General features: G+C 66.7%; 16 protein-coding genes and 1 tRNA gene. 3 read left to right on the top strand and 14 right to left on the bottom strand.

What is annotated here, in order from left to right; genetic code table 11:
• Positions 1–7: 7 nt before the first annotated feature.
• The 3 genes from epsL to H3H39_RS23800 form a co-directional block, all read right to left on the bottom strand.
• A complete protein-coding gene (epsL, locus tag H3H39_RS23810) occupies positions 8–1,234 on the bottom strand; it encodes an XrtB/PEP-CTERM-associated polysaccharide biosynthesis outer membrane protein EpsL (protein ID WP_229218224.1) in 1,227 nt (408 codons plus the stop codon).
• A 42-nt stretch (positions 1,235–1,276) separates the two neighbouring features.
• Entirely contained in the window at positions 1,277–1,939 is a 663-nt protein-coding gene (locus tag H3H39_RS23805; RefSeq protein WP_182156870.1) for a CAAX prenyl protease-related protein, read from the bottom strand.
• Positions 1,940–2,091: 152 nt separating this feature from the next.
• Positions 2,092–4,005 (bottom strand): ATP-binding cassette domain-containing protein, encoded by a 1,914-nt coding sequence (locus tag H3H39_RS23800; RefSeq protein WP_182156869.1) that lies wholly within the window; start codon positions 4,003–4,005, stop codon positions 2,092–2,094.
• A 242-nt stretch (positions 4,006–4,247) separates the two neighbouring features.
• Here H3H39_RS23800 and H3H39_RS23795 point away from each other — a divergent pair.
• Both H3H39_RS23795 and H3H39_RS23790 read left to right on the top strand, forming a co-directional pair.
• Positions 4,248–4,322 (top strand) — tRNA-Arg (locus H3H39_RS23795).
• Positions 4,323–4,378: 56 nt separating this feature from the next.
• The gene (locus H3H39_RS23790) at positions 4,379–5,521 is read left to right on the top strand and encodes a glycosyltransferase family 4 protein (RefSeq protein WP_182156868.1); all 1,143 of its coding nucleotides are present in this window, start codon (positions 4,379–4,381) and stop codon (positions 5,519–5,521) included.
• Positions 5,522–5,535: 14 nt separating this feature from the next.
• Here H3H39_RS23790 and H3H39_RS23785 read toward each other — a convergent pair whose 3' ends face one another.
• Positions 5,536–6,255 (bottom strand): PEP_CTERM-anchored TLD domain-containing protein, encoded by a 720-nt coding sequence (locus tag H3H39_RS23785; protein WP_182156867.1) that lies wholly within the window; start codon positions 6,253–6,255, stop codon positions 5,536–5,538.
• Positions 6,256–6,572: 317 nt separating this feature from the next.
• On the opposite strand from H3H39_RS23785, the gene H3H39_RS23780 reads away from it, so the two are divergent.
• Positions 6,573–8,183 (top strand): sulfatase-like hydrolase/transferase, encoded by a 1,611-nt coding sequence (locus H3H39_RS23780; protein WP_182156866.1) that lies wholly within the window; start codon positions 6,573–6,575, stop codon positions 8,181–8,183.
• Here the strand turns inward: H3H39_RS23780 and H3H39_RS23775 are convergent.
• From H3H39_RS23775 to H3H39_RS23730, 10 genes are all read right to left on the bottom strand, one after another.
• The gene (locus H3H39_RS23775) at positions 8,165–8,575 is read right to left on the bottom strand and encodes a RidA family protein (RefSeq protein WP_182156865.1); all 411 of its coding nucleotides are present in this window, start codon (positions 8,573–8,575) and stop codon (positions 8,165–8,167) included. The genes H3H39_RS23780 and H3H39_RS23775 overlap by 19 nt on opposite strands.
• A gap of 8 nt (positions 8,576–8,583) precedes the next feature.
• Entirely contained in the window at positions 8,584–9,780 is a 1,197-nt protein-coding gene (locus tag H3H39_RS23770; RefSeq protein ID WP_182156864.1) for an acyl-CoA dehydrogenase family protein, read from the bottom strand.
• 2 nt (positions 9,781–9,782) lie between these two features.
• Complete coding sequence (locus H3H39_RS23765) at positions 9,783–10,637, bottom strand: enoyl-CoA hydratase family protein (RefSeq protein ID WP_182156863.1); 855 nt, start codon at positions 10,635–10,637, stop codon at positions 9,783–9,785.
• Positions 10,638–10,722: 85 nt separating this feature from the next.
• Positions 10,723–11,256: a MarR family winged helix-turn-helix transcriptional regulator gene (locus tag H3H39_RS23760; RefSeq protein WP_182156862.1), complete on the bottom strand. Its 534-nt coding sequence runs from the start codon at positions 11,254–11,256 to the stop codon at positions 10,723–10,725.
• Between the two features lie 34 nt (positions 11,257–11,290).
• Positions 11,291–12,076, bottom strand: a complete 786-nt coding sequence (locus tag H3H39_RS23755; RefSeq protein WP_182156861.1) for an SDR family NAD(P)-dependent oxidoreductase — start codon at positions 12,074–12,076, stop codon at positions 11,291–11,293.
• A gap of 31 nt (positions 12,077–12,107) precedes the next feature.
• Entirely contained in the window at positions 12,108–14,492 is a 2,385-nt protein-coding gene (locus H3H39_RS23750; protein ID WP_182156860.1) for a bifunctional salicylyl-CoA 5-hydroxylase/oxidoreductase, read from the bottom strand.
• A gap of 18 nt (positions 14,493–14,510) precedes the next feature.
• Entirely contained in the window at positions 14,511–16,124 is a 1,614-nt protein-coding gene (locus H3H39_RS23745; RefSeq protein WP_182156963.1) for an AMP-binding protein, read from the bottom strand.
• 193 nt (positions 16,125–16,317) lie between these two features.
• Positions 16,318–17,043: a response regulator gene (locus H3H39_RS23740; RefSeq protein WP_311196975.1), complete on the bottom strand. Its 726-nt coding sequence runs from the start codon at positions 17,041–17,043 to the stop codon at positions 16,318–16,320.
• A 113-nt stretch (positions 17,044–17,156) separates the two neighbouring features.
• Positions 17,157–22,151, bottom strand: a complete 4,995-nt coding sequence (locus tag H3H39_RS23735) for a two-component regulator propeller domain-containing protein (protein WP_311196974.1) — start codon at positions 22,149–22,151, stop codon at positions 17,157–17,159.
• Between the two features lie 19 nt (positions 22,152–22,170).
• Positions 22,171–23,343, bottom strand: a complete 1,173-nt coding sequence (locus tag H3H39_RS23730) for a patatin-like phospholipase family protein (RefSeq protein WP_182156961.1) — start codon at positions 23,341–23,343, stop codon at positions 22,171–22,173.
• Between the last annotated feature and the right edge of the window lie 52 nt (positions 23,344–23,395).

The following is a 23,395-nucleotide window of genomic DNA, read 5'->3' as shown; positions in this document are numbered from 1 at the left end:
GCTTGCTTTAGAACTGCCCCGTCGCGCCAAACGAGATACCGTTGGCCGTGTAGCTGCCGGTGCCCAGGTAGGCGCTGCCGGAGCGTTGATCGCGGAACGCGCTCACCGTCAACTGCACATAGTTCAACGGGACGTAAGTCAGGCCCAGCGAGGCGAAATTGCCGGTGTCGGTGGGCGAACCGGGGATCACGACGGCGCTGACGGTGCTGAAACCGCGCTGCTCGTGACGCAAGGTGGCGTCGGCCTTGAGCTTGGCGCTGATATCCCAGCTCGCGCCCACGCTGACGCCCTTGTTCAGGCTGCTGGTGACAAAGGTACTTTCCACGGCCGCATATTCGCGCCACACGCTGGCGTTGAATTTAACCTTGCCCAACGGCAGCCAGTAGCCGGTGACGCGGCCGTTCAAGCCGGTCGAATTGTGATCGGTGAAGAAGCTGTAATCGCGCCGGGCCCAGCCGGCCAGCACCTGCACCTGGGTCACGCCGCTGGCCAGCCAGAAAATATTGGCCTTCAGTTCATCCTGCTGGTAGTCATAGTCGATCTGTTGACCGGCCACCACCGGCTTGTTGGGGTACTTACCCTTCAGGTGGCGCGCCAGCACGCCGAAGCGGCTGCCGCTGGAGGCCAGGTAATCGACGCCCACCTCGCTCATATCGTCGGTGCGGTCGATGTAGCGCTGGCTCGCCAGATCATAGGCGTAGCGGGTGGTGGACACACCGGCATGCACTTGCCAGCTGGGATGGAAGCGCCAGTTGCCGTCCGCGTATTCACGGCGCGTGGTGCGCAGGTTGCGCTCACCGCTGTGATAATCCGTAAACGGCGTCAGCACCTGCCCATAGCTGGCGCCGATGTGACCGGAAAAGTCGCGTGCCAGATACCACTCCCAATCGACGGAGAAATCCTTGCCGTTGTAGTTGAGCTGGTCGTAATGGTCGAACGCCACGCGCGACACCTTGGCCTGGCCCGTCAGACGCTGGCGGCCGATGGGGCGCTCGAACAACAGGCCGGCCTGCACCTGGGTGAGCGAATCGGAACGGCCGCCGGCCGGGCCGGGCACGCCGTCAGGCAAACGCAGCAGGTTGTCCTCGTAGCTGTAGAGCACGGAGACAAACGGATGGATGGTGTCGCTGAGGGCGGCCTGGGCCTGCCCGGCCAGCGCCGCGCCCATCAGGGCGACGGCGGGCGCGACGACGAGGGAGGAACGGGAGCGGGAGCGGAGCGATGAACTAGGCATGGGCGTCTTCTTTGTGAAATATCAAACTGCTATTTATCAATATTACCAGTAAGTCCAGTGAGCCGTAGAAATTATCCAGCCCCCCAGCAAGCCGTTGGTCACGCCATGGGCCAGGATGGGCGACCACAAACTGCCGCTGCGCATGTACAGCAGGCCGTACACGGCGCCGGCGACCATGCCGGCCAACCACAGATTATGTTCGACGCCGAATAATACCACTGTGACAACAAAAGACCGTAATCCCAACTGTGCGGGAGCCACTTGCTGGAACCGGGGCGCGACGATCCAGCGCATCAGGTAGGAACGCCAGAACAGTTCCTCCATCACGGGCACCACCAGCGCCGCGCCCGCGATACGCACCGTCACCAGCAGCCAGTCTATCTTGCCGTTGGTCATCGGATCAAATCCTGCGCCCTCGCCCAGCGTCATCCAGCCCGCGTTGAGGTTAATCCACAACACCAGCACCAGCACCCCGGCCGCCACGGCCGTCACGGCCGCGCGCCAGTCCAGCCGGGCCGGCCGCAATTCTTCGTAGCGCCGCCAGTAAGCCAGCAGCAGCCCCAGCACGATGGCAATCTTGACCGGATACAGCCAGCGCAACGACGCCGCATCCACGCCCTGGCGGGTCAGCAGGTCGGCGATGAAAATGAAGGCCAGGTAGGCAACGAACGGCAGCACGCGGGGCCAGGCCTGGCGCTCAAGCATGGCGCCCCCGGCGCAAGGGGCCGGCCGGCGGCGAATAATGACTGGGTGTGGGCATACGTTTTCCGGGCTAAAAAAAAGGCCGCCAGCGGGCGGCCACGAAATGACTATGTTACAACATTTCGCATGTCCTGACGAGCCAGCGCGGCACCATGTCAGCCGCGCGGGCCGGATTCGATCGCTTCCCACCGCTCCAGCGCGGCCAGCAACTCGTCCTCGATCGCTTCCATGCGGGCGTTGACGCGCTTGGCCTCGGCCGCGTTCTTCTTGTAGAAGTCCGGGTCGGACAGTTGCAGCGCCAGCGCCGTCTGCTCATCCTCCAGGCTGGCGATCAGCTTGGGCAATTCGTCCAGCTCGCGCTGTTCCTTGAAACTGAGCTTGCGGGGCTTGGCCGCTGGCGCGGCCACCGGCGCGGCCGGCGCGGCCTTACTGTCGGCCTTGGGCACGGCCTTGGCCGGGGCCGGCGCGGGAGCGGCCGTGCGCACCCGTTCCCAGTCCGTGTAGCCACCGACGAATTCGCGCCAGCGGCCCTCCCCTTCGGCCACGATGACCTGGGTCACCACGTTGTCGAGGAAGGTGCGGTCGTGGCTGACGAGGAACACGGTGCCCGTGTAATCCTCCAGCAATTCCTCCAGCAATTCCAGGGTGTCGATGTCGAGGTCGTTGGTCGGTTCGTCCAGCACCAGGCAGTTGGCCGGCTTGGCGAACAGGCGCGCCAGCAGCAGGCGGTTGCGTTCGCCGCCGGACAAGGATTTGACGGGCGAGCGGGCCCGTTCCGGCGCGAACAGGAAATCGCCCAGGTAACTCATCACGTGCTTGCGCTGGCCGTTGATCTCGACCCAGTCGCTGCCCGGCGCGATGGTGTCCATCAGGCTGGCGTCCTCGTTGAGCTGGGCCCGCATCTGGTCGAAATACGCCACCTGCAGCTTGGTGCCCAGGCGCACGGTGCCGGCGTCGGCTGCCTCCTCGCCCAGGATGATCTTGAGCAGCGTGGTCTTGCCGGCGCCGTTGGCGCCGATCAAGCCCACCTTGTCGCCGCGCAGGATGGTGGCGCTGAAGTCGTTGATGATGACCTTCTCGCCATAGGTCTTGGAAATATTTTCCATCTCGGCCACGATCTTGCCCGAGCGTTCGCCGGCCGACACGTCCAGCCGCACCTGGCCCTGCTGTTCTCGGCGTGCGCTGCGCTGCAGGCGCAACGCTTCCAGCCGGCGCACCCGGCCCTCGTCGCGCACCCGGCGCGCCTTGACGCCCTTGCGGATCCACACTTCCTCCTGGGCCAGGAACTTGTCGAACTTGGCGTTCTCCACTTCCTCGATCTCCAGCTGCTCGGCCTTGCGCACCTGGTAGGCGCTGAAGTTGCCTGGGTAGGACAGCAAACGGCCGCGGTCCAGTTCGATGATGCGGGTCGCCACGTTGTCTAGGAAAGAGCGGTCGTGGGTGATGAACAGCACGCTGCCCTTGAAGTCGCGCAGCAAGCCTTCCAGCCACAGGATGGAGGTGAAGTCCAGGTGGTTGGTCGGTTCGTCAAGCAGCAGCACGTCCGGCGCCGACACCAGCGCGCGCGCCAGCGCCACCCGCTTCTGCATGCCGCCCGACAGCGTCTTCATCAGCATCTCGCCCGGCAGGTTGAGCTTGCCCAGCGTGGTGGCCACCTTGTTGGGCAGGCTCCACGCGTCGGCCGCGTCCAGCTTGACCTGGATGTCGTGCATGCGCTCCATCAGGGCCTCGTCGTCGCCCTGGCCGAACTGGCCGGTGAGCGCGTCGTACTCCTTGAGCAAGTCTTGCAGCTCGCCCATACCGGCCGCCACAGCCTCGGCCACCGTCATCTCCGGATCAAACACGGGTTCCTGCTCCACATAGGCGATCTTCAAGCCCTGCTGCATCACCAGCAAGCCGTCATCGAGTTTGAAACGGCCCGAGATGATTTTCAACAGGGAGGATTTGCCGGTGCCGTTGCGCCCGATCAAGCCCACGCGTTCGCCCGTTTCCAGGGAAAATTCCGCGTGATCGAGGAGCGCGACGTGGCCGAACGCCAGTTGCGCCGAGGATAAAGAGATGACTGCCATAATGAATGAGAAGGTGTGCGGGCAGGCGCCGATCAGGCGCGCGCGACCGCGGAATGGATGAATGAAGCACGCATTGTACCGACACTGGCGCGTGCGCGGCCATAACTTGGCTAACTGTCGGCTATAATTGCAATCCTTGCGCGACACGTGTAGTCTTGCGGTCGTTGCAACAACCGTCGCGACCGTGGGCGTCCGCCCAGCCTGGATCGCACGGCGTGCCTGGCGCTTGCCGGCGCAGACGCCTCCCCGTAGCACAATGGATAGTGCACATGCCTCCTAAGCGTGGGATACAAGTTCGATTCTTGTCGGGGGGACCACTAGATTGCTGGCTGTCGCCCACCGGCGGCGACGGGCCGATACGATTCGGAGCACTATGCGCATATTGCGGTTCATGGGTTACCCCATCAATAATTTCAGTACGCTGGAACGCATGATGCTGTCGCAAGCGTCCCGATTGCAGCAACTCGGGCACACGGTGGAAATCGCCTTCGACGGCATCCGCACGGCGGCCGCGGCCCAGGCGGCGCAAGCGTATGCGCCGGACGTCAAACTGCATTTCGACCTGCCGGCCAATTGCTCCTTGCAACGGCCGTGGACGGTGTGGGCGTATGCCCGGGCGGCGCGCCGCCTGATCGCGGCCGGCCATTTCGACATCGTGCACCTGTATTTCGACCCGGGCGCGCGGGTCATCAACCAGCTGGCGCGATTGTTCCCCAACGTTAAGTTCCTGCGCACGATAGGCAGCACGCCCGTGCCGCGCGGCACGCGGCGCTACCTGGACCGCTTGAAGCAGCGCAAATGGGTGCTTGATCTGGCGCGCATGGAGAAAGTGATCTGCGTGGGAGAGCATATCGGCGACATGCTGGTGCAGTACGGCGTGGCGCGCCAGCGCATCGTCGTCATTCCCAACGCCACCGACGTGGAACGGTTCCAGCGCCTGCGCCCGCACCGGCACCAGCAAGGCGCACGCCTGCGGCTGGGCTTCGTGGGCCGCCTCAATCCCGTCAAGAACATCGAACTGATGATACGGGGCATGGGCCTGCTGGTGCGCGAACACCAGGTGCGTAATATTGAGCTGACCCTGATCGGCGATGGCCAGCTACGCCAGCCGCTCGAAGCGTTGGCCGTGGCCGAAGGGGTGGCGGACTATGTGCACTTTGCCGGCGCCGTGAGCGACATCCCGGCCGCGCTCAACGACGACATCGACGTCTACGTGCAGGCATCCCACAACGAAGGTTGCCCGGCGGCCGTCATCGAGGCCATGGCCTGCGAAGTGCCCGTGATCCTGTCGGACATCGAAGGTCACCGGCAAGTGGCCACACCCGAGCTGCACGGCACCTATTTCCGCGCCGGCGACACGGCCGATTTCGTGCGCTGCGTGCTGGCGCTGCAAGAGGACTATGGCCGCTACCGCGCGCAGGCCGCCCGCGCACGCCAACACGTCGTCGCCACTTACAGCATCGATGCCTGGATCCGCCAGGAACTGGGCGTCTATACGGCGCTGCTGGCCGACTAGCGGCCGGCGCCGCCTCACATCCCGGGCGCGCGCGCCTGGCGCCGGCGCACCGCCGCCATCAGGCCCAATCCCGCCACCAGCATCAGGGCACTGGCCGGCTCCGGCACGGCGGAGATGGTAAATACTTGAATGGCGCCGAAGGTCACATTGGGGCCGGTATAGGGGCCACCATCCAGAATGCTGGTATAGAAGTTGCCGACCGCCGGATCGATATAGGAGTACAACAGCGACACGCCGTTCGTGGTCAGGTTGTACGGCACGAACAAGTCACGGCCGATGCCGAAGGTCGGGCCCATATTGGCGCCGTTATAGGCTTGATAAGCCCCAACGGTGTCATAGATAGGGCTTTGCGGGGTCTGCCGGTGAATTTCAGAGCGCGTCAAATTAAACAGGAACGACGTGCGCGCAGCGTTATCATAGGTCATGTTGTAACCGCCGGTGGACTGCCAGCTCTGCGGATTGTAGCCACCGATCAGCCAGGTTTGCCCGGAGCCATTGCTCGCCTCCATGACGGAGAACGTGGCCCCCTTGCCGTCCACGGCGCGGTGAAAATCCAGCGCCGTATCGCCAAGCGCCTTGGTATAGATGTTATTAAACGCAATCGATCCCCGCCCCAGCCATGCGGCCAATTGGTGTTCATTTTCCGTGCTCAACAGTGAGGTTGCGGCCGACGCGTGGGCGTCCAGCAGCATAGTAAGCAGCAGTACCGCGATGTTACGAAAACGTGTTTTCATTTCTTACCCTTCAATAAACAATTAGCGCCACATTGTAAAATATAGCATATTGCTAAAAATATTTTCAAAAATAATCACAAAGAATGCCTGTTCCATCGTCCCGTGCGACACCGCCGCCATCGGCCGGGCGAGCCAGCAGCATGGCGATGGGATGTTTTGTTAATTATGCAACTTAATGTTATAATCAGCAATCCAAGTATGCCAACCGCTCCTGGGACCAAGCATCAGCACCCGCCTTGCCGTGCCACCGTGTAACCATTCCATGCGCGCCAGGATTGGATGCAAACCGACCTATAATTAACGTCCACACAGAGAACATGTCTAAACGCCCATGGCCGTTCGGCCAATTATCCAATCTCAGCGCGGGGCAACGTCTGGCCCTGTCGGCGCTGTGCGCGCTGGCCGCGATTGCCATGATCAATTACCTGCAGATCAATGCGATCACCATGTTCATGTCGACGCACGCCTATCGCAGTTCGCTGCTGCGCGTGGCCTTGCTGGGCATCACCGCAGGCATCATTTATCTCGCTTGCCTGACCATGCGCCGCCTGGTCTTCGTTACCTTTCTCAGCCTGGTGCTGACGAGTTATCTCACCAACGTCACATTTAAACTCATCACCGGTACATCCCTGACGACGGAAACGTTCGAATGGTTAGCCTCGGAGTCGGCCTTCCTGTTCGCCGCCATCGTCGAATTCCGCGCCAGTTTCCTGCGCGGCGCGTTGATGGCGCTGCTGGTTCTGGGTCTGCTGCTGGCCGCGCGCTGGTTCGGCCGGCCGGTGCTGCGCGCGCGCGCATCGGCCAATCTGTGGCGCCGTGCGGAAATCTCCGTTCCCGTCATGTTTGGCCTATCGATCGTCGCGCTGTCCCGTTTCGGCCCGAATCCGATGCCATGGGAATCGAACCTGCCTATCTATGTGAATGACTACCTGAATCGCAGCATTCCCTCGCCAGGTGCCGTGACCGAGCGACAGGTAAACGCTGGTGCCATGAAAGTGGTGATGATCGTCGATGAAAGCGTGCGCCCGGATGTGTTCCGGGACGCGTTCGGGGCGGACATGCGGCGCCATGGCGCGACGGAATTGCCTGCCGCGCGCACGACCGTGCCCTGCAGTTCGGGTTCCAATGCGTTGATCCGCTGGGGCGCGAACCCGCGCGTCCAGGGCGATATCAAGGCCGATCCCCGCGCCAATCCTGGCTTGTTTGGCTATGCCAGGGCGGCCGGTTATAGAACCCATCTGTTCGATGCCCAGACCAGCGGACCACCGCAAAACTTCATGTCCCTGGGTGAACGCAACCTGGTCGATGATTACGCGGCGATCGATGCCGGCCACGAATCGGATCGTGAACTGGCCAAGCGGCTCAATGCTGAATTACGGGCGCCTGGCCGCTCCTTTATGTATGTCGTCAAACGCGGCGCACATTTCCCCTACGAGTCCAACTACCCCGCCAGCGAGGCCACGGCAAAGTTTGACCGCCACCAACGTTACCGCGAAGCGGTGACCTACGCCAATCGCGCCTTCTTCGACACGATGCTGGCCGATATCGACCTGCACCAGGTATTTGTCATCTATACCTCGGACCATGGGCAGCAGTTCGACCCCGCCAAATCGTCGCATTGCAACGCCGAGCCGTCGCTGCAGGAACTGGAGGTTCCGCTATGGTTGATCGGCGACAGCACGTACGCGCGCCAGATCAGCGGCTCCGCGCAAGGGCAGATTCCCCCCGGCCAAGGTTACTCCTCACTGCAACTGTTCCCCACCCTGGTCATCGCCATGGGGTACGACGCGCACGTGATCGAGCAGCGCTACTATTACTCGTTGGCACAAAGAGTCAGCGAGCACTGGCTGCTGCCCCATCCGTTCCTGCCGTTCCCCAGCCCGAAAAGTGGGCCGCTACGGTTCCAGGATTATTCACCCGCGCTGTAAGGCCCGGGCACCACGGCCGTCACTTCGATTTCCACCCGGGCCCGGTCTTCGATCAGGCCCGCCACCTGCACCGCCGTCATGGCCGGGTAATGGGCGCCGATAATGTCGCGGTAGGCCCGGCCGATGTCCGGCCAGGCCGCCACATATTCCCGCTTGTCGAGCACATACCAGGTCATGCGCACGATGTGCTCGGGCCGGGCGCCGGCCTCGGCCAGCACGGCGACGATGTTCTGCAGCGCCTGGCGGGTCTGGCCCGCGAAGTCGTCCGTATGGAACTGGCCCTGGCTGTCCCAGCCGATCATGCCGCTGACATACACGGTGGTGCCGCGCGCGGCCACCCCGTTGGCATAACCGCGCGGGCGCGGCCAGCCCGGTGGTTGCAGGATTTTCATTTGCTCACTCATTTCTTTTCTTTTTCCTCATGTTGACGTGCGGCCGGCGCGGCTTTCAGCAATTCGCGCGCGATGATCAGCTGCTGCACTTCCGTCGCCCCCTCGTAGATGCGCAGCGCGCGGATTTCCCGGTACAGCCGCTCGACGGGCTGCTCGCTGACCACGCCCAGCCCGCCGAACAGCTGCACGGCGCCATCGATCACCTGCTGCGCCGTCTCGGTGGCCGTCAGCTTGGCCATGGCCGCCTCCTTCGTCACGTTGCGGCCCTGGTCGCGCTGCCACGCGGCCCGATAGGTCAACAGCGCGGCCGCGTCGATGCCGGTCGCCATCTGGGCCAACCGGGCCTGGGTGAGCTGGAAGTCGGCCAGCGCCTGGCCGAACATCTGGCGCCCGGTGGCGCGGGCCAGGGCCTCATCCAGCGCGCGCCGCGCGAAACCCAGCGCGGCCGCCGCCACCGAGGTGCGGAACACATCCAGCGTGGCCATCGCCACCTTGAAACCCTGCCCCGTCTCGCCGATGCGCTGGCTGGCCGCCACCCGGCAGCCGGCGAAACGCAGCCGCGCCAGCGGATGGGGCGCGATCACGTTGATGCGCTCCGCGATCTCGAGTCCCGGCGTATCCGCGTCCACGATGAAGGCGCTGATGCCGCGCGCGCCGGGCTGCTCGCCGGTGCGTGCGAACACCACATAAAAGTCGGCGATGCCGCCGTTGGAGATCCACGTCTTTTCGCCGTCCAGCACATAATGGTCGCCGTCGCGCACGGCCGCGCAAGCGAGGGCCGCGACGTCGGAGCCGGCCTGCGGCTCCGATAGCGCGAAGGCGGCGATGGCCGCGCCGCTGGCCACCGCCGGCAAATACGCGGCGCGCTGTGCGGCGCTGCCGAACAGGGAAATGGCGCCCGAGCCCAGGCCTTGCATGGCGAACGCGAAATCGGCCAGGCCGCTGTGGCGCGCCAGCGTCTCGCGGATCAGGCACAGGGCGCGGGTGTCGATAGCCTCGCCATGGCCACCCCACTGCGTGCCGCCCACGGCGTGGCGCAGCCAGCCGGCCGCGCCCAGTTGCCCGACGAGCTTGCGGCAAGCCGCGTCCACGTCGGCATGGTGGCCGTCCACGATATTGGCGGCGGCCCAGGCGTCCAGCGCCCGTTCCAGCTCGGCGTGCTGGGGCGCCAGGAATGGCCAGTCCAGATAGCTTTTGTCGGCCATGCTCAATCCCCCTCGAACGCCGGTTTTTGCTTGGCCACGAAGGCGTGGTAAGCGCGGTGAAAATCGTTGGTGGCCATGCAGATGGCCTGGGCCTGGGCTTCCGCCTCGATCGCCTCGTCCACGCCCATGTTCCACTCCTGCTGCAGCATTTTCTTGGTCATGCCGTGGGCGAAGGTGGGGCCATCGGCCAGGCTGCGGGCCAGCGCTTGCGCGGCGCCGGCCAGCGCGTCCGGCTCGTGCAAGCTGTTGAAGAAGCCCCAGCGCTCCCCTTCCCCGCCCGACATGGAGCGGCCCGTGTACAGCAGTTCGGCGGCGCGGCCCTGGCCGATCACGCGCGGCAGCAGCGCGCAGGCGCCCATGTCGCAGCCGGCCAGGCCGACCCGGGTGAACAGGAACGCCGTCTTGCTGCGCGCCGTGGCCAGGCGCAGGTCCGAGGCCAAGGCCAGGATGGCGCCGGCGCCGGCGCAGATGCCATCCACGGCCGCCACCACCGGCTGCGGGCAGGCCCGCATGGCTTTCACCAGGTCGCCCGTCATGCGGGTGAAGGCCAGCAGGCCGGGCATGTCCAGCTTGGTGAGCGGGCCGATGATGTCGTGCACGTCGCCGCCGGAGCAGAAGTTTTCGCCGGCGCCCGTGACGACGATGGCTTTCACGTCCTGCGCATAGGCCAGCGCGCGGAACAGCTCGCGCAGTTCAGCGTAGGAATCGAAGGTGAGCGGATTCTTGCGCTCGGGCCGGTTCAACGTGACGGTGGCCACGCCGTCGGCCACGGTGAACAGGAAGTGGCTGGCCTGGTGGCTGGCCAGGCTGGCGACGTTGCCGGGCAGGCGCTGCGCTTCGCCGGGAAGGTATCGCATGGGGTGTCCTTGGTGGGTGCTAGGTTGGTGCCTGATGTGTGCTTCGTGTTTCGTCATATGTGCCGCGTGTCTGACGAGTGTTCGCTCACTTGTCGTCGGAGGCGTTCAAGTGGCGCTTCATCTGCGACAGCAACTCGATCAGCCGGGCCTTGTCGGCGCCGGGCATGTCCTGCAGCAGCTCGGCGATCCATTGTTCGTGCACGGCCGCCATGGTGGCGAAGGTGCGGCGGCCGGCGGCCGTCAGCTTGACGCTGTAGGCCCGGCCATCCTTGGGATCGGGCACGCGCAGCACCAGCTTTTCCTGTTCCAGCTGGTCGGTGATGCCCGTGATATTGCCGCCCGTGACCATCATGCGCTTGGACAGTTCGCCCATGCGCAGCCCGTCCGGATAGCGTTCCAGCTGCGCCATCAGGTCGAAACGGGGCAAGGTGATGCCGAAGGTGGTGCGCAGCCGGCTGCGGATCTCGTTCTCGATCCGCATCGTACACGAGAGCATGCGCAGCCACAGCTTGAGCGACTGGTGATGGTCATCCGTGAGGCGGCTGGCCAGGTCCAGCACCGGCGCTTCGTCGTCCTGCTCCGGCATGGCGGGAAGGTCGTGGTTCTCTGAGCGTGACATGGGGTTCCGTTCCAATGATTGATGACATGCGGTGTTACATCACCTCGCCGCCGGCGACGGCGATGGCTTGCCCCGTCATGGCGGCCGATTCGGGCAGGCAGAGCCAGGCCACGGCGTTGGCCACCTCCTCCGGCTGCACCAGCCGTTGCTGGGGGTTGCCGGCCGCCAGTCCGGCGCGCGCCTGCTGTTCGTCGCGGCCCGTCTTGGCCACGATGTTGGCGATCGCGGCGCGCACCATATCCGTTTCCGTGTAGCCGGGGCAGACGGCGTTGACGGTCACCCCGCGCGCGGCCACTTCCAGCGCCAGCGCCCGGGTCAGTCCCACCACGCCGTGCTTGGCCGCCACGTAGGCCGCCACGTAGCGGTAGCCCACCAGCCCCGCCGTCGAGGCCACGTTGACTACCCGGCCCCAGCCCGCCTCCAGCATGGCCGGCAGCGCGGCCTGGGTGCAGTGGAAGGTGCCCGTCAGGTTCACGTCCAGCATGCGTTGCCACAGCACCGCGTCGGTCTTGCCGAACGGCGCAGAGGTGGCCTGGCCGGCGTTGTTGACGAGGATGTCGACACGCCCCGCGCAACGGACCGCGCGCGCGAAACCGGCCAGCACGCTCGCTTCGTCCGCGACGTCGATGATCTCCGTTTCCACCCGACCCAGTGTGTCCAGTTGCGCGGCCGTCTCGGCCAGCGCGGCGCCATCGCGCCCGGCCAGCGTGACACTGGCGCCGCGCAGCAGCAGCGCGCGCGCGCAGGCTGCGCCGATGCCGCGCGCGCCGCCCGTGACCAGGGCGTGCCGGCCTTCCAGCGATGCGGCGATGGGGTTCATGGTTCAGCCCTCATGGTTCTGCCTTCATAATTCAGCCCTCCAGCAGGCGCGCGGCCAGTTGTTGCGGCGTCAGGCCGGCGCTGGCGGCGCCCAGTTGCCGCTCGCGTTCCAGGTTGCGTTCCAGCTGCTGCTTGCCGGCCAGGTATTGTTTGGGCCAGGACGCGCCAGCGTAGCCGATGCGGGCCGCTTCGGCCAGCGTCCAGGCGGGATTGGCCAGGTGCGGCCGGCCCACGGCACACAGGTCGGCGCGGCCGGCGGCGATGATGCCGTTGGCGTGGTCGGCCTCGAAAATGGAACCGACGGCGATGGCGCCGATACCGGCCTCGTTGCGCACCCGGTCGGCGAACGGGGTCTGGAACATGCGCCCGTACTGCGGGCGTTCCAGCTTGCTGACCTGGCCCGAGGAACAATCGATCAGGTCGGCCCCGGCCTGCTTGAACAGGCGCGCGATACACACCGCGTCGTCCGGCGTGATGCCGCCTTCGACCCAGTCGTGGGCCGAGATGCGCACGCTCATCGGCTTATGCGCCGGCCACACGGCGCGCACGGCCGCGAACACCCGCAGCGGGAAGCGGCAGCGGTTTTCCAGGCTGCCCCCATATTCGTCGCCGCGCTCGTTGGTGAGCGGCGAGATGAACGACGACAGCAGGTAGCCGTGCGCGCAGTGCAGTTCCAGCCAGTCGAAGCCCGCCTCCTCGGCCGCCAGCGCGGCGCGCACGAAGTCGGCCTCGATGCGGGCCATGTCGGCCGTGGTGACGGCGCGCGCCGTCTGCGACACGCCGGCCAGGTACTGCTGGCGCGAGGCCGACAGCAGCGGCCAGTTGTCGCGCTCCAGCGGCAGGTCGATGCCGTCCCACATGGCGCGGGTGGAGCCCTTGGCGCCAGCATGGCCCAGCTGCAGCGCGATCTTCGCGTCGCTGTTGGCATGCACGAAATCGACGATGCGCTTCCATGCCGCCGTGTGCTCGGGCGCGTACATGCCGGGACAGAACGGCGTGATGCGGGCGTCGGCCGACACGCACGTCATTTCCGCGCACACCAGCGCGGCCCCGCCCAGCGCGCGCGCGCCCAGGTGGGCCAGGTGGTAGTCGCCCACGGTGCCATCCACTGCGCTGTACTGGGCCATCGGCGAGACGACGATGCGGTTCTTGAGCGTGAGCCCGCGCACCTTGAACGGGGTGAACATGGGCGGGATGGCCAGGCTGGCCGGCGCGGGCAGTTCCGCCTGCGCGAACGCGCGCCGCGCGAACCACGCTTCGAAGCCGGCCACGTAGGCCGCATCGCGCAGGCGCAAATTCTCGTGCGACAAACGCTGGCTGCGGGTCAGCATGGAATAGGCGAACTGCGGCGCTTCCATGGCGCTGTAGCGTTCCACGTTCTCAAACCATTCCATCGAATTGCGGGCCGCGCTCTGGATCTTCAAGACTTCCACCGCGCGCACCTGCTGGTAGGCGGCCAGCGCGGCGGCGCTGTCCTGGTACGCACCGAAGCAGCGCGCCAGTTCGATCGCGTCCTCCAGCGCCAGCTTGGTGCCGGAACCGATCGAATAGTGGGCCGAGTGGGCCGCGTCGCCCATCAGCACCACCGGCAAGGGGCCGGCGGGCGTGTCGTTCCAGTGCACCCACTGGCCGCACACGATGCGGGGGAACTTGATCCACACGCTGGAGCCGCGCAGGTGGGAAGCGTTCGACATCAGCGCGTGGCCGTCCAGCTGTTCGGCGAACAGCTGTTCGCACCAGGCGATGCTCTGCTCCTGGCTCATTTCCTCCAGCCCGGCGGCGCGCCACACGGTTTCCGGCGTCTCCACGATGAAGGTCGAGGTGTCGCCGTCGTACTGGTAGATGTGGGCCTGGAACCAGCCATGTCCGGTCTGCTTGAAGGCGAAGGTGAAGGCGTCGAACTTCTTCTTCGTGCCCAGCCATACGAAGCGGCACTGGCGCGTTTCGATCTGCGGCGCGAAGGTGGCGGCGTAGCGCGTGCGGATACGGGAATTGAGGCCGTCGGAAGCGATCACCAGGTCGGCCCCATAGCGGGCCGCGATCTCCTGGTCGTCCGCCACCTCCGTCTCGAACACCAGCCGCACACCCAGTTCCTCGCAGCGCTGCTGCAGGATGTTGAGCAGGCGCTTGCGGCCGATGCCGCAGAAACCGTGGCCGCCGGAGCTGACCTGCTGGCCCTTGAAGTGGATGTCGATATCGTCCCAGTGGTTGAACGATTGCAGGATGGCGCGCGCGCTCGGCTCATCGGCCGCCGCCAGGTTGCCCAGCGTCTGGTCGGAGAACACGACGCCCCAGCCGAACGTGTCGTACGGCCGGTTGCGTTCGATGACGGTGATCACGTGGGCCGGATCCTGCTTCTTCATCAGCAGGCCGAAATACAGTCCGGCCGGGCCGCCGCCTATGCATACGATATTCATCAATACGAGTCCCTCAGTTCAGTCGCCGCCCTCGGCGCGCAGCTTGAAGCGCTGCAGCTTGCCCGTCTCCGTGCGCGGCAGCGACAGCCGGAAGTGCAGCGCGCGCGGATATTTGTACGGCGCGATCTGCCGCTTGACGAATTCCTGCAATTCCGCCGCCAGTGCATCGCCGGGTGCGTGGCCTGCCTTGAGTACCACATGCGCTTCCACGATCTGGCCCCGCTCGGCGTCGGCCCGGCCCACCACGCCGCATTCGGCCACGGCCGGGTGGCGCAGCAAAGCCTCCTCCACTTCCGGCCCGGCGATGTTGTAGCCGGCCGAAATGATCATGTCGTCCGTGCGCGAGCGGTAGTGGAAATAGCCGTCCGCGTCCATCTCGTAGGCGTCGCCCGTCAGGTTCCAGCCGTCCACCACGTATTCGCGCTGGCGTTTATCGTCCAGGTAGCGGCAGCCGGTCGGCCCCTGCACGGCCAGCCGGCCGATCACGCCCGGCCCCACCGGCTTGCCGTCCGGGCCCAGGATGCAGGCCCGGTAACCAGGCACCGGCTTGCCGGTCGCGCCGGGCCGCACCTGTTCACCGGCCGCCGAAATGAAGATGTGCAGCAGTTCCGTCGCGCCGATGCCGTCTATCATTTCCAGCCCCGACGCCTGGCGCCAGGCGTCGCGCGTGGCCAGCGGCAGCGCCTCGCCGGCCGACACGCTGTGGCGCAGGCTGGCCAGGTCGTAGCGCGCCGCCAGCGGCGCCATCTGGCGATAGAAAGTGGGCGCCGTGAAGCTGATGGTGGCGCGGTACTGCTGGATTGCGGCCAGCAGCGTTTCCGGCGTCAGTTTTTCGAGCAGCACGGCGCTGGCGCCCACCCGCAGCGGGAACAGCAGCAGACCGCCCAGGCCGAAGGTGAAGGCCAGCGGCGGCGTGCCGATGAAGATGTCGTCCGGGCGTGTACCGAGCACGGAGCGGGGAAAGCAGTCGCAGATGGCCAGGATGTCGCGCTGGAAGTGCATGGTCCCTTTCGGCACGCCTGTGGTGCCGGAAGTGAAGCTGATCAGGCACACGTCGTCGGCCGCCGTATCGACCGGCGCATAGGTGGCCGGCTGACGGGCCATGCGCGCTTCCAGCCCGTCCGCGCCTGCGCCGTCGCCGAAGTACAGCAGCCGCCCCGGCATGCCGGGCGCCGCTTCCATTTCCTCGCGCAGGCTGGCCGCGCACAGCACGGCGTTCACCCGGGCCTTGGCCAGGATCACGCCCAGTTCGCGCGCGCGCAGCAGCGGCATGGTGGGCACGGCCACCAGCCCGGCCTTGAACACGGCCAGGATGGCGGCCGCCATCATGGGCGTGTTGGCGCCGCGCAGCAGTACCCGGTTGCCCGTCTCCAGTCCCAGTTGGCCGCGCAGCACGTGGGCGATGCGGTCGACCTGTTCCAGCAACTGGGCGTAAGTCCATTGCTGGCCGGCGCCGCGGACGGCGATGCGCTGGCCCGCCCCCTCCGCCACGGCCCGGTCCAGCAACTCGGCCACGCAATTGAGCCGCTCCGGATACTGCAATTCCGGCAGCTCGAAGCGCAGCACCGGCCACTGGTCCAGCGGTGGCAGATGGTCGCGTGTGAATTGGTCGGTGTGGGCGCTGGCGCCCATGCTGGCATGGCTTGCGCCGGCACCGCTGGCAGTCGGTCTGGTCATGGTCGCCCTGAAGTTGGTGGTCGTATCCTCACAGCCTGTGGCAGATACTTTAAACCTAAACTATCTCGACTTCAAGGACAAAGTGGCGCGCCAGTGTGGAATGGCGGCGGTGGCGGCTGCTGCGGTGATGGGAAGGCGCCGCCGCCGTTCAGCCCAGGGCCTGGCGGGTCAAATCGGCCTGGCGGGCCACGGCGCGCTGCACGCCGGACAACACGGCCTGCACGTTCATGCCGGACAACTGCCCCGCCAGCACCGCCAACAGGCCGGCGGCGGCGCCGTGCAAGCCCAGCGTGACGCACCCCGTATGCAGGCGTTCCAGCCGCAGCCGCGTTTCCTGCTGATCGCCGCTGGCCTGCAGCTGATGCAATTCCTCGCCGGCGGCCGCCAACTGGCTCTGGAACCCGCCCAGGTAGACCAGCAAGCGCTCCGCGTTGATGCCCAGGCGCAGTTGGGTGGCGGCCGGGGTTTCCGCATGGTGCTCCCCTTCGCCGGGCGCTGGCGCCGGCGGCGTCAGGAACCGGGCCAGGTGCACCCGTACCTGGTCGGCCTGGAATGGCTTGACCACGTAACCGGCCGCGCCGGCGTCGCTGGCCAGCCGCACCGTGTCACCATCGGTGGCCGAGGTGACCAGTACGAACGGCATGGCCTGCAGTTCCGCGTGCTGCTTGATCCGCTGCAGCAGTTCCATGCCCGACAGGCGCGGCATGCGCAAGTCGCAGAAACAGATGGCCGGACGCAGCCCCGCCTCCAGCTGCTGCCAGGCGTCGGCGCCATCCTCCGCTTCCACGATATCGAAGGTGCCGCAGCTGTCGACCAGGTGCATCAGCACCATGCGCGACACGACATCATCATCCACCACCAATACTTTCATCATGTTCTCCAGTGCCTGTGCGCGCGCGGGCGGCGCCGGATGGCATCCGCGCCTGGCACCGCCGTTCATCTTACCTGATCAGGCGTAGTTCCCGACAGGGCGCGGCGGCGAAAAATTCACAGCGCCGCAGCTGCTGTCGCTGCTGTTGCCGCGGCGGCGGCGGTCTGTTCGAGCAGCTGGCGCAGGCGCGGCAAGCCGGCCTCGATCTGCGTCCAGTAGCCATGGTCGGCCGCCAGTTCCAGCTCGCCGCACAGGGCCTGCAATTCCTGCTCCTCCAGGTAGCCGGCGCTGCCCTTGATACCGTGCAGCAGCCGGCCGGCCGCCTCGCCATCGCGGCTGGCCAGGGCATTATCGAGCTCGGCCAGCCGGCCCGGCACGTCCTGCAGGAAGGCGCCGCGCAGGCGCGCGCGCAGGTCGCCCTTGCCGCTATGCTGGGCGGCGCGGGCCGATTCGGGGCCGGCCGGCGCCACCCCGAACATGGCGTCCAGGTCCGCCGTGCCGGCCGCCGGCCGTCGCGGTTCCATGCGCGCCAGCGCCACGCCGCGCTGCAACTGGCGTTCGATGGCGCGGCTCAACTGCCAGTGCAGCGCCGCCTCGTCGATCGGCTTGGTCAGGAAATCGTCCATGCCGGAGGCCAGGTAACGGCTGCGGTCCTCCTCGCTGGCGTTGGCCGTGAGCGCGATGATCATCAGTTCCTGGTCGCGCACGGGCGCGTCCGGCGAGCCGCCGGAGCGGATCAGCCTGGTGGCGCTGGCGCCATCCATTTCCGGCATGCGGCCATCCATCAGGATCAGGTCGTAGCGCGTCATGGAGCAGGCCTTGACGGCCAGCAGGCCATTGGCGGCGATGTCGACCTTGTGGCCCAGCTCTTCCAGCATCATGCGGATGATGATCTGGTTGGTGGGGAAGTCCTCCGCGCACAGCACCTTGAGCTGGTGGCTGTGCGGCTCGCGCGGCACATGCGGCACCACGGGCGGCGCCACGCCGTTGGCCATCGGCAGTTCGAACGAGAACGTGCTGCCCACCCCGGGCGTGCTGGCCACGCGGATCTCGCCGCCCATCAGCTCCACCAGCTGGCGGCAGATGGCCAGCCCCAGCCCCGTGCCGCCGTAGCGCCGGGTGGTGGTGGAATCGGCCTGTTCGAACTTCTGGAACAGGCGCGACATGGCGTCAGCCGGAATCCCGATGCCCGAATCGGCCACCGTGAAGCGGATCAGGTTCACGCCCGGCGGCGAGTCCACCCCACCCTGCGACTGGCCCGGCGCCACCCGCTCCACCCGCATGCGCACGGCGCCGCGCTGGGTGAACTTGAAGGCGTTGCCCACCAGGTTGACCAGCACCTGGCGCAAGCGGGTCGGGTCGCCCACCACGAACTGCGGCAAGCCGTCACCGAACTCCAGGCTGAAGCCCACGCTGTGGGCGGCGGCCTGCTCCTCGAACAGGCTGACCACGTTCTCCACCGTCGACGCCAGCGCGAAATCGATGTTCTCGATGGTCAGCTTGCCCGCTTCGATCTTGGAAAAGTCCAGCAGGTCGTTGATGATCGACAGCAGCGACTGGGCGTTGACCTGGCCGCGCAGGATCTGCTCGCGGGTGCTCTCCTGCAGCTGGCCGTCGCGCAGCGCGAAGGTCAGCATGCCGATCACGCCGGCCAGCGGGGTGCGCATCTCGTGGCTCATATTGGCCAGGAATTCCGACTTCTGGCGGGTGGCGTCTTCCGCCTTCTGCTTGGCCAGGCGCAGCCGCTCGTCGTTCTCCTGCAGCGCGCGGTTGGCCAGCGCCAGCTCGTCCGTGTGCAACCGCACCTGGCGCTCCTGCAGCAGCAATTGTTCCTGGGTCAGGCGCAGCGCCTGCAAGGCCTCCTCCAGCTGCTGGTAGGCGCGCGCGTTCTCCAGCCCCACGGCTGCGTGGGCGGCCAGCGTCTGCATCATGTCCAGGTGCACCTGCTGATAGGCGTGCCGTCCCTCGCTCTGCACGCACAGCAGGCCCACCACCTTGTCGTTGACGATCAGCGGGGTGTAGATCATCGACAGCGCCACGGCCGGCGGCACGCCGTCCTCGCGCACGCACGGCGCCAGCTGGCGCATGCCCGATTCGTCCATGTAGCGGTGGTATTCCGCATCGAGGTCGTTGATGAATACTTCGCTGCGGTGGGTCACGCACCACACGGCCAGCTGGTTGGGATTATCGAGCCGGCGGGTATAGGGCAGCGTGCGCACCCCGCTCTCGATGGCGAATGGGAACTCGATGATGCCCCGTTCCTCCTGCACGAAGCCGATGCCGAACATCTGCGCGTCCATCAGGTGGTGCACATGGCGGTACAGGGTGCGCATGGCCGTTTCCATGTCCAGCGTGGCGCTCATTTCCCGTCCCAGTTCGCTCAGCACGGAGATGTTGCGGTGAGCCTGTTCCACATTCTCCTTCTGGCGCTCCACTTCCTGTTTCTGGCGCTCGGTGTCGACACGGCGCTGCTCGGCCTCGGCGCGCTGGCTCTCCGCCTCCAGCCGGCGCTGCTCCAGTTCCTGCGTCTGCTGGCGCAGCAGCTGGTTCTTCTGCTCCACCTCGGTGGTGCGCAAGCTGACCTGCCGCTCCAGCATCGCCTTCTGGCGCCGCAGGCCGCGCATACGGGCCTGGTAGGCGGCGTAGCCGATCGTCACCAGCAGCGCGGCGGCCAGGGTGCGGAACCACCACGTCTTCCACAACGGTGGCCGGATGGTGATGACCAGGGTGGCGGCGTTGTCGTTCCAGATGCCGTCCTTGTTGGCGGCCTTGACGCGGAAGGTGTACTGGCCCGGATCGAGGTTGGTGTAGGTGGCGAAGCGCTTGCTGGAATCGGTCACCACCCAGTCCTTGTCGAAGCCCTGCAACTGGTAGGCGAAGCGGTTGCGCTGCGGGGCCGCGTAGTGCAGCGCCGTGAATTCGAGCGAGAACACGGAGTCGGCCTGGTCCAGCGTGAGCGCGCCGGTATGCTCGATAGCGCCGCTCAGCACCTGGCCGTGCGCGCCCTGCCCGGGCCGCAGCGACTTGCTGAACACCTGGAAGTCGGTGATGGCCACGGTGGGCGCCACGCTGTTCTCGCGCACTTCGGCCGGGGCGAACGCGGTGATGCCGTTGAAGCCGCCGAAGTACAGCGTGCCATCGTCCGCGCGCAGGGCCGAGCCGTCGAAATAGGCGCCCTCGATGGTGCCGTCGGCGCCCGAGTAATTGCGCACCAGGCCGGTGCGCGTGTTCAGGCGCGACAGGCCGGTATTGGTGCTCAGCCAAAGGTGGCCGGCGCCGTCGGGCAGGATGGAGGCGATGGCGTCGTCGCCGATGCCGTCGCGGCGCAGGTAGCGCTTGAACTTCACGCTGCCGTCGGCGCCCTGCTCCATGCGGTTCAGTCCCGCCGCCGTGCCGACCCAGATCGTGCCCTGCTCGTCCTGGTACAGGTAATGCACCTCGTCGTGACTGAGGCTGGACGGATCGGCCGGGTCGCGCCGGAAGTGGCGGAAATGGCCGCTCTTGCGGTCCAGCAGGTCGAGGCCGTTGAAGGTGCCCACCCACAGGTTGCCGCGGCGGTCCTCCAGGATCGGGCGCACCACGTTGTCGGCCAGGCTGGTGCTGTCGGCCGGATCGTGGCGGTAGGTGTGGCTGACGCCGGTGCGTGGATCGAAGCGGTGCAGGCCGCCGCGCGAGGCGATCCACAGCAGGCCGCCGCGGTCGCCCACGATGTTGCGGATGGTGTCGCCGGCCGGATCGCCATGCGAGAACGACCATGCCTGCATGGCGCCGCTGGCCGCGTCCATGCGGTTGATGCCGGCCCGTCCGCCTATCCACAGGTTGCCGCCGGCGTCGCGCCACAGGGCCGTCACCAGATCGTCGCTCAAGCCGCCGGGCGCGTGATGCCAGGCGCGCGCGTGGCCGGTGGCCGGGTCGTACAGATTGAGGCCGGCGCTGGTGCCCAGCCACAGCTGGCCATGGCCATCGGCCACGATGGCGCGCACCTTGTTGTCCGACAGGGCTTGCCGCTGGTCGGCCTGGCGCACCAGCCGCGCGAAGCCGCCGCTGCCCATGTCGACCCGGCTCACGCCATCGTTCCAGGTGCCGACCCAGAAGGTGCCGACGCGGTCGCGGAACAGGGCCGAGATCTGGTCGTCGGCCACGCTGTGGTTATCGCCCAGCTGATGGCGGTACTGGGCCAGCCGGTTCTCGTGCGGCAGCCAGCGGTACAGGCCATCGGCGCCGCTGCCTATCCACAGGTTATGTTCGCCGTCCTGGTAGATGGCCGTGATGTTGCCGCCCTTGAGTCCTTCGCGCGCGCCCAGCCGGTGGCGCCGGGGCGCGCCTTCGCCCAGCTGCCACCGTTCCAGCCCGGCCAGCGTGCCCACCCACAGCGCGCCATCCTGGTCCAGCTGCAGGGCCGCCACGAAGTTGGCCTTGGCGTCGGGCGCCGCGTCCATCTGGAAGTGCTGGAAGCGGGTGGCGCCCGGCGCCAGCATGTCCAGCCCGGTGGCCGTGCCCACCCACAGCCGGCCGGACCAGTCGCGCACCAGCGCGTTGACCTGGTCGTCGGCCAGGCTGGCCGCGTCGGCGTCGTCGTGGTGCCAGCTAGTGAAACGGGCGCTGGACGGGTCGAAGTGGTGCAGGCCGTCGCCGGTGGCCAGCCACAGGCCGCCCAGGCCATCGTCGACGATGGCGCGCACATGGCGGTTGCCGTTGCCGCGCTTGGCCGATTCGTGCGGCAGGAAGTGGTCGAAGCCGCGCGTCAGGGGATCGTAGCGGTCCAGGCCACCGTCGGTGCCCACCCACAGCTGGCCGGCGCTGTCCAGGTGCAGCACGCGCACCCAGTTGTCGCCCAGGCTGCGCGGGTCCGACACGACGCTCTTGTAGGTGATGGTACGGTAGCCGTCGAAACGGGTCAGTCCGGCCTGGGTGCCGAGCCAGATGAAGCCTTGCTTGTCCTGGGCGATGGCCAGCACGGATTCCTGCGCCAGCCCGTGTTCCACCGTCAGCTGCTCGAAGCGCAAGGTACGGGGCGGCGCGCCGGCCCAGGCCGCGTGCAGGCCGGCGGCCCACAGCAGGGCGGCCGGTAACAGCAGTAGACTACAGAGACGTCGGATCAGCAACAGCACACGGGTTCCATCCCAGGGTTCAGCTGCCGAAAAAGGCCAGCACATCGTCCTTGCGCAGTTGCGTGTCGCGCTGGCCAAGACGGATCAGCTCGCCAGTATACGTCGATTCGAACAACAGGTAGGAAGCGAGGGCGGCGCCGCGTGTTTCCGTCGCGCCGATGCCGCCCAACATGGTGCGGATCGGGGCCGGCAAACTGCCGATGTGGCGGCTGGCGATATCGTCCAGCCGCTCGGACGGCGCGATCACCAGCAGCTTGACCGGCTTGAGCGGCGTCTTCTCCAGGTGCTCCTCGGGCAGCAGCGACAAGGTCTTGTTGATCCGCTCCAGCCGTTCGATGTCCACCGCCAGGCTGTCGAGGAAGATGGACGACATGGCGTGGCCGGCGATCTGCGCCAGGCTGGGGTAGCGCGCGGCGCCGTCGGCGGCGCTGCGCGGCGGCTCCGTCAGGCGGCCGGCGCCCACCACCAGCACCTTGCTGGCGCCCAGGTGGATGGCCGGCGAGATCGGTGCGATCTGGCGCATGGTGCCGTCGCCGCAGTATTCACGGTGGCCGCCCAGGTACAGCGGCGTGGCGGGAAAAATGAAGGGAATGGCCGACGAAGCCAGCAAATGTTCGATGCCGATCTGGTCCTGCAACGCCACCCGCTGCATGCGCACCCACGGCGCGATCTCGGCCGCCGTCTGGTAAAACGTGATGTGCTCACCGCCGCTGTAGGACGAGGCGGTGACGGCCAGCGCGTGCAGCAGCCCTTCGGACAGCACGGTATCGAGCCGCGGCAAGTCCAGCATGCGGTGCAGGAGCGACACCAGCGGGGTATTGTCGAGCAGCGACTGGGGCGGCGTGGCGCGCCACTTGCGCAGCAGCCAGCCGAACGACAGCAACGACAGCCAGCGCGCGCCGGAGCGGATCACGCCCAGCGAGTCGGCCCGGTACACCTGCTCCACCTTGATGTGCTGCCACACGTCGAGCAGGCGCTGCACGCCCTCGCTGAAGTTGTCGGCGCGGCAGGCCAGCGCGGTGGCGTTGATGGCGCCGGCCGAGGTGCCGCAGATGATGTCAAACGGGTTGCGGGCCGGCGGCCAGCCCGCTTCCCACAGTATCTCCGAGATGGCCTGCAGCACGCCGATCTGGTACGCGGCGCGAGCGCCCCCTCCGGTCAGGATCAAGCCTGTTTTCTTTTGTATGCCCATGCGGTCAAGAGTAGCAGGGTATGGCGCCGTTGGGGAAGGCATGGGACCACTT

The sequence above is a fragment of the Rugamonas apoptosis genome (assembly GCF_014042355.1).
GTDB lineage: Bacteria > Pseudomonadota > Gammaproteobacteria > Burkholderiales > Burkholderiaceae_D > Rugamonas > Rugamonas apoptosis.
The sequence above is the reverse complement of the archived record's forward strand: the minus strand, read 5'-3'. Positions and strand labels throughout refer to the sequence as shown.

Excerpts from the sequence above, each read along its gene's own strand:
- epsL (WP_229218224.1), bottom strand. The coding sequence starts at position 1,234 with ATGCCTAGTTCATCGCTCCGCTCCCGCTCCCGTTCCTCCCTCGTCGTC.
- H3H39_RS23805 (WP_182156870.1), bottom strand. The coding sequence starts at position 1,939 with ATGCTTGAGCGCCAGGCCTGGCCCCGCGTGCTGCCGTTCGTTGCCTAC.
- H3H39_RS23800 (WP_182156869.1), bottom strand. The coding sequence starts at position 4,005 with ATGGCAGTCATCTCTTTATCCTCGGCGCAACTGGCGTTCGGCCACGTC.
- H3H39_RS23790 (WP_182156868.1), top strand. The coding sequence starts at position 4,379 with ATGCGCATATTGCGGTTCATGGGTTACCCCATCAATAATTTCAGTACG.
- H3H39_RS23785 (WP_182156867.1), bottom strand. The coding sequence starts at position 6,255 with ATGAAAACACGTTTTCGTAACATCGCGGTACTGCTGCTTACTATGCTG.
- H3H39_RS23780 (WP_182156866.1), top strand. The coding sequence starts at position 6,573 with ATGTCTAAACGCCCATGGCCGTTCGGCCAATTATCCAATCTCAGCGCG.
- H3H39_RS23775 (WP_182156865.1), bottom strand. The coding sequence starts at position 8,575 with ATGAAAATCCTGCAACCACCGGGCTGGCCGCGCCCGCGCGGTTATGCC.
- H3H39_RS23770 (WP_182156864.1), bottom strand. The coding sequence starts at position 9,780 with ATGGCCGACAAAAGCTATCTGGACTGGCCATTCCTGGCGCCCCAGCAC.
- H3H39_RS23765 (WP_182156863.1), bottom strand. The coding sequence starts at position 10,637 with ATGCGATACCTTCCCGGCGAAGCGCAGCGCCTGCCCGGCAACGTCGCC.
- H3H39_RS23760 (WP_182156862.1), bottom strand. The coding sequence starts at position 11,256 with ATGTCACGCTCAGAGAACCACGACCTTCCCGCCATGCCGGAGCAGGAC.
- H3H39_RS23755 (WP_182156861.1), bottom strand. The coding sequence starts at position 12,076 with ATGAACCCCATCGCCGCATCGCTGGAAGGCCGGCACGCCCTGGTCACG.
- H3H39_RS23750 (WP_182156860.1), bottom strand. The coding sequence starts at position 14,492 with ATGAATATCGTATGCATAGGCGGCGGCCCGGCCGGACTGTATTTCGGC.
- H3H39_RS23745 (WP_182156963.1), bottom strand. The coding sequence starts at position 16,124 with ATGGGCGCCAGCGCCCACACCGACCAATTCACACGCGACCATCTGCCA.
- H3H39_RS23740 (WP_311196975.1), bottom strand. The coding sequence starts at position 17,043 with ATGATGAAAGTATTGGTGGTGGATGATGATGTCGTGTCGCGCATGGTG.
- H3H39_RS23730 (WP_182156961.1), bottom strand. The coding sequence starts at position 23,343 with ATGGGCATACAAAAGAAAACAGGCTTGATCCTGACCGGAGGGGGCGCT.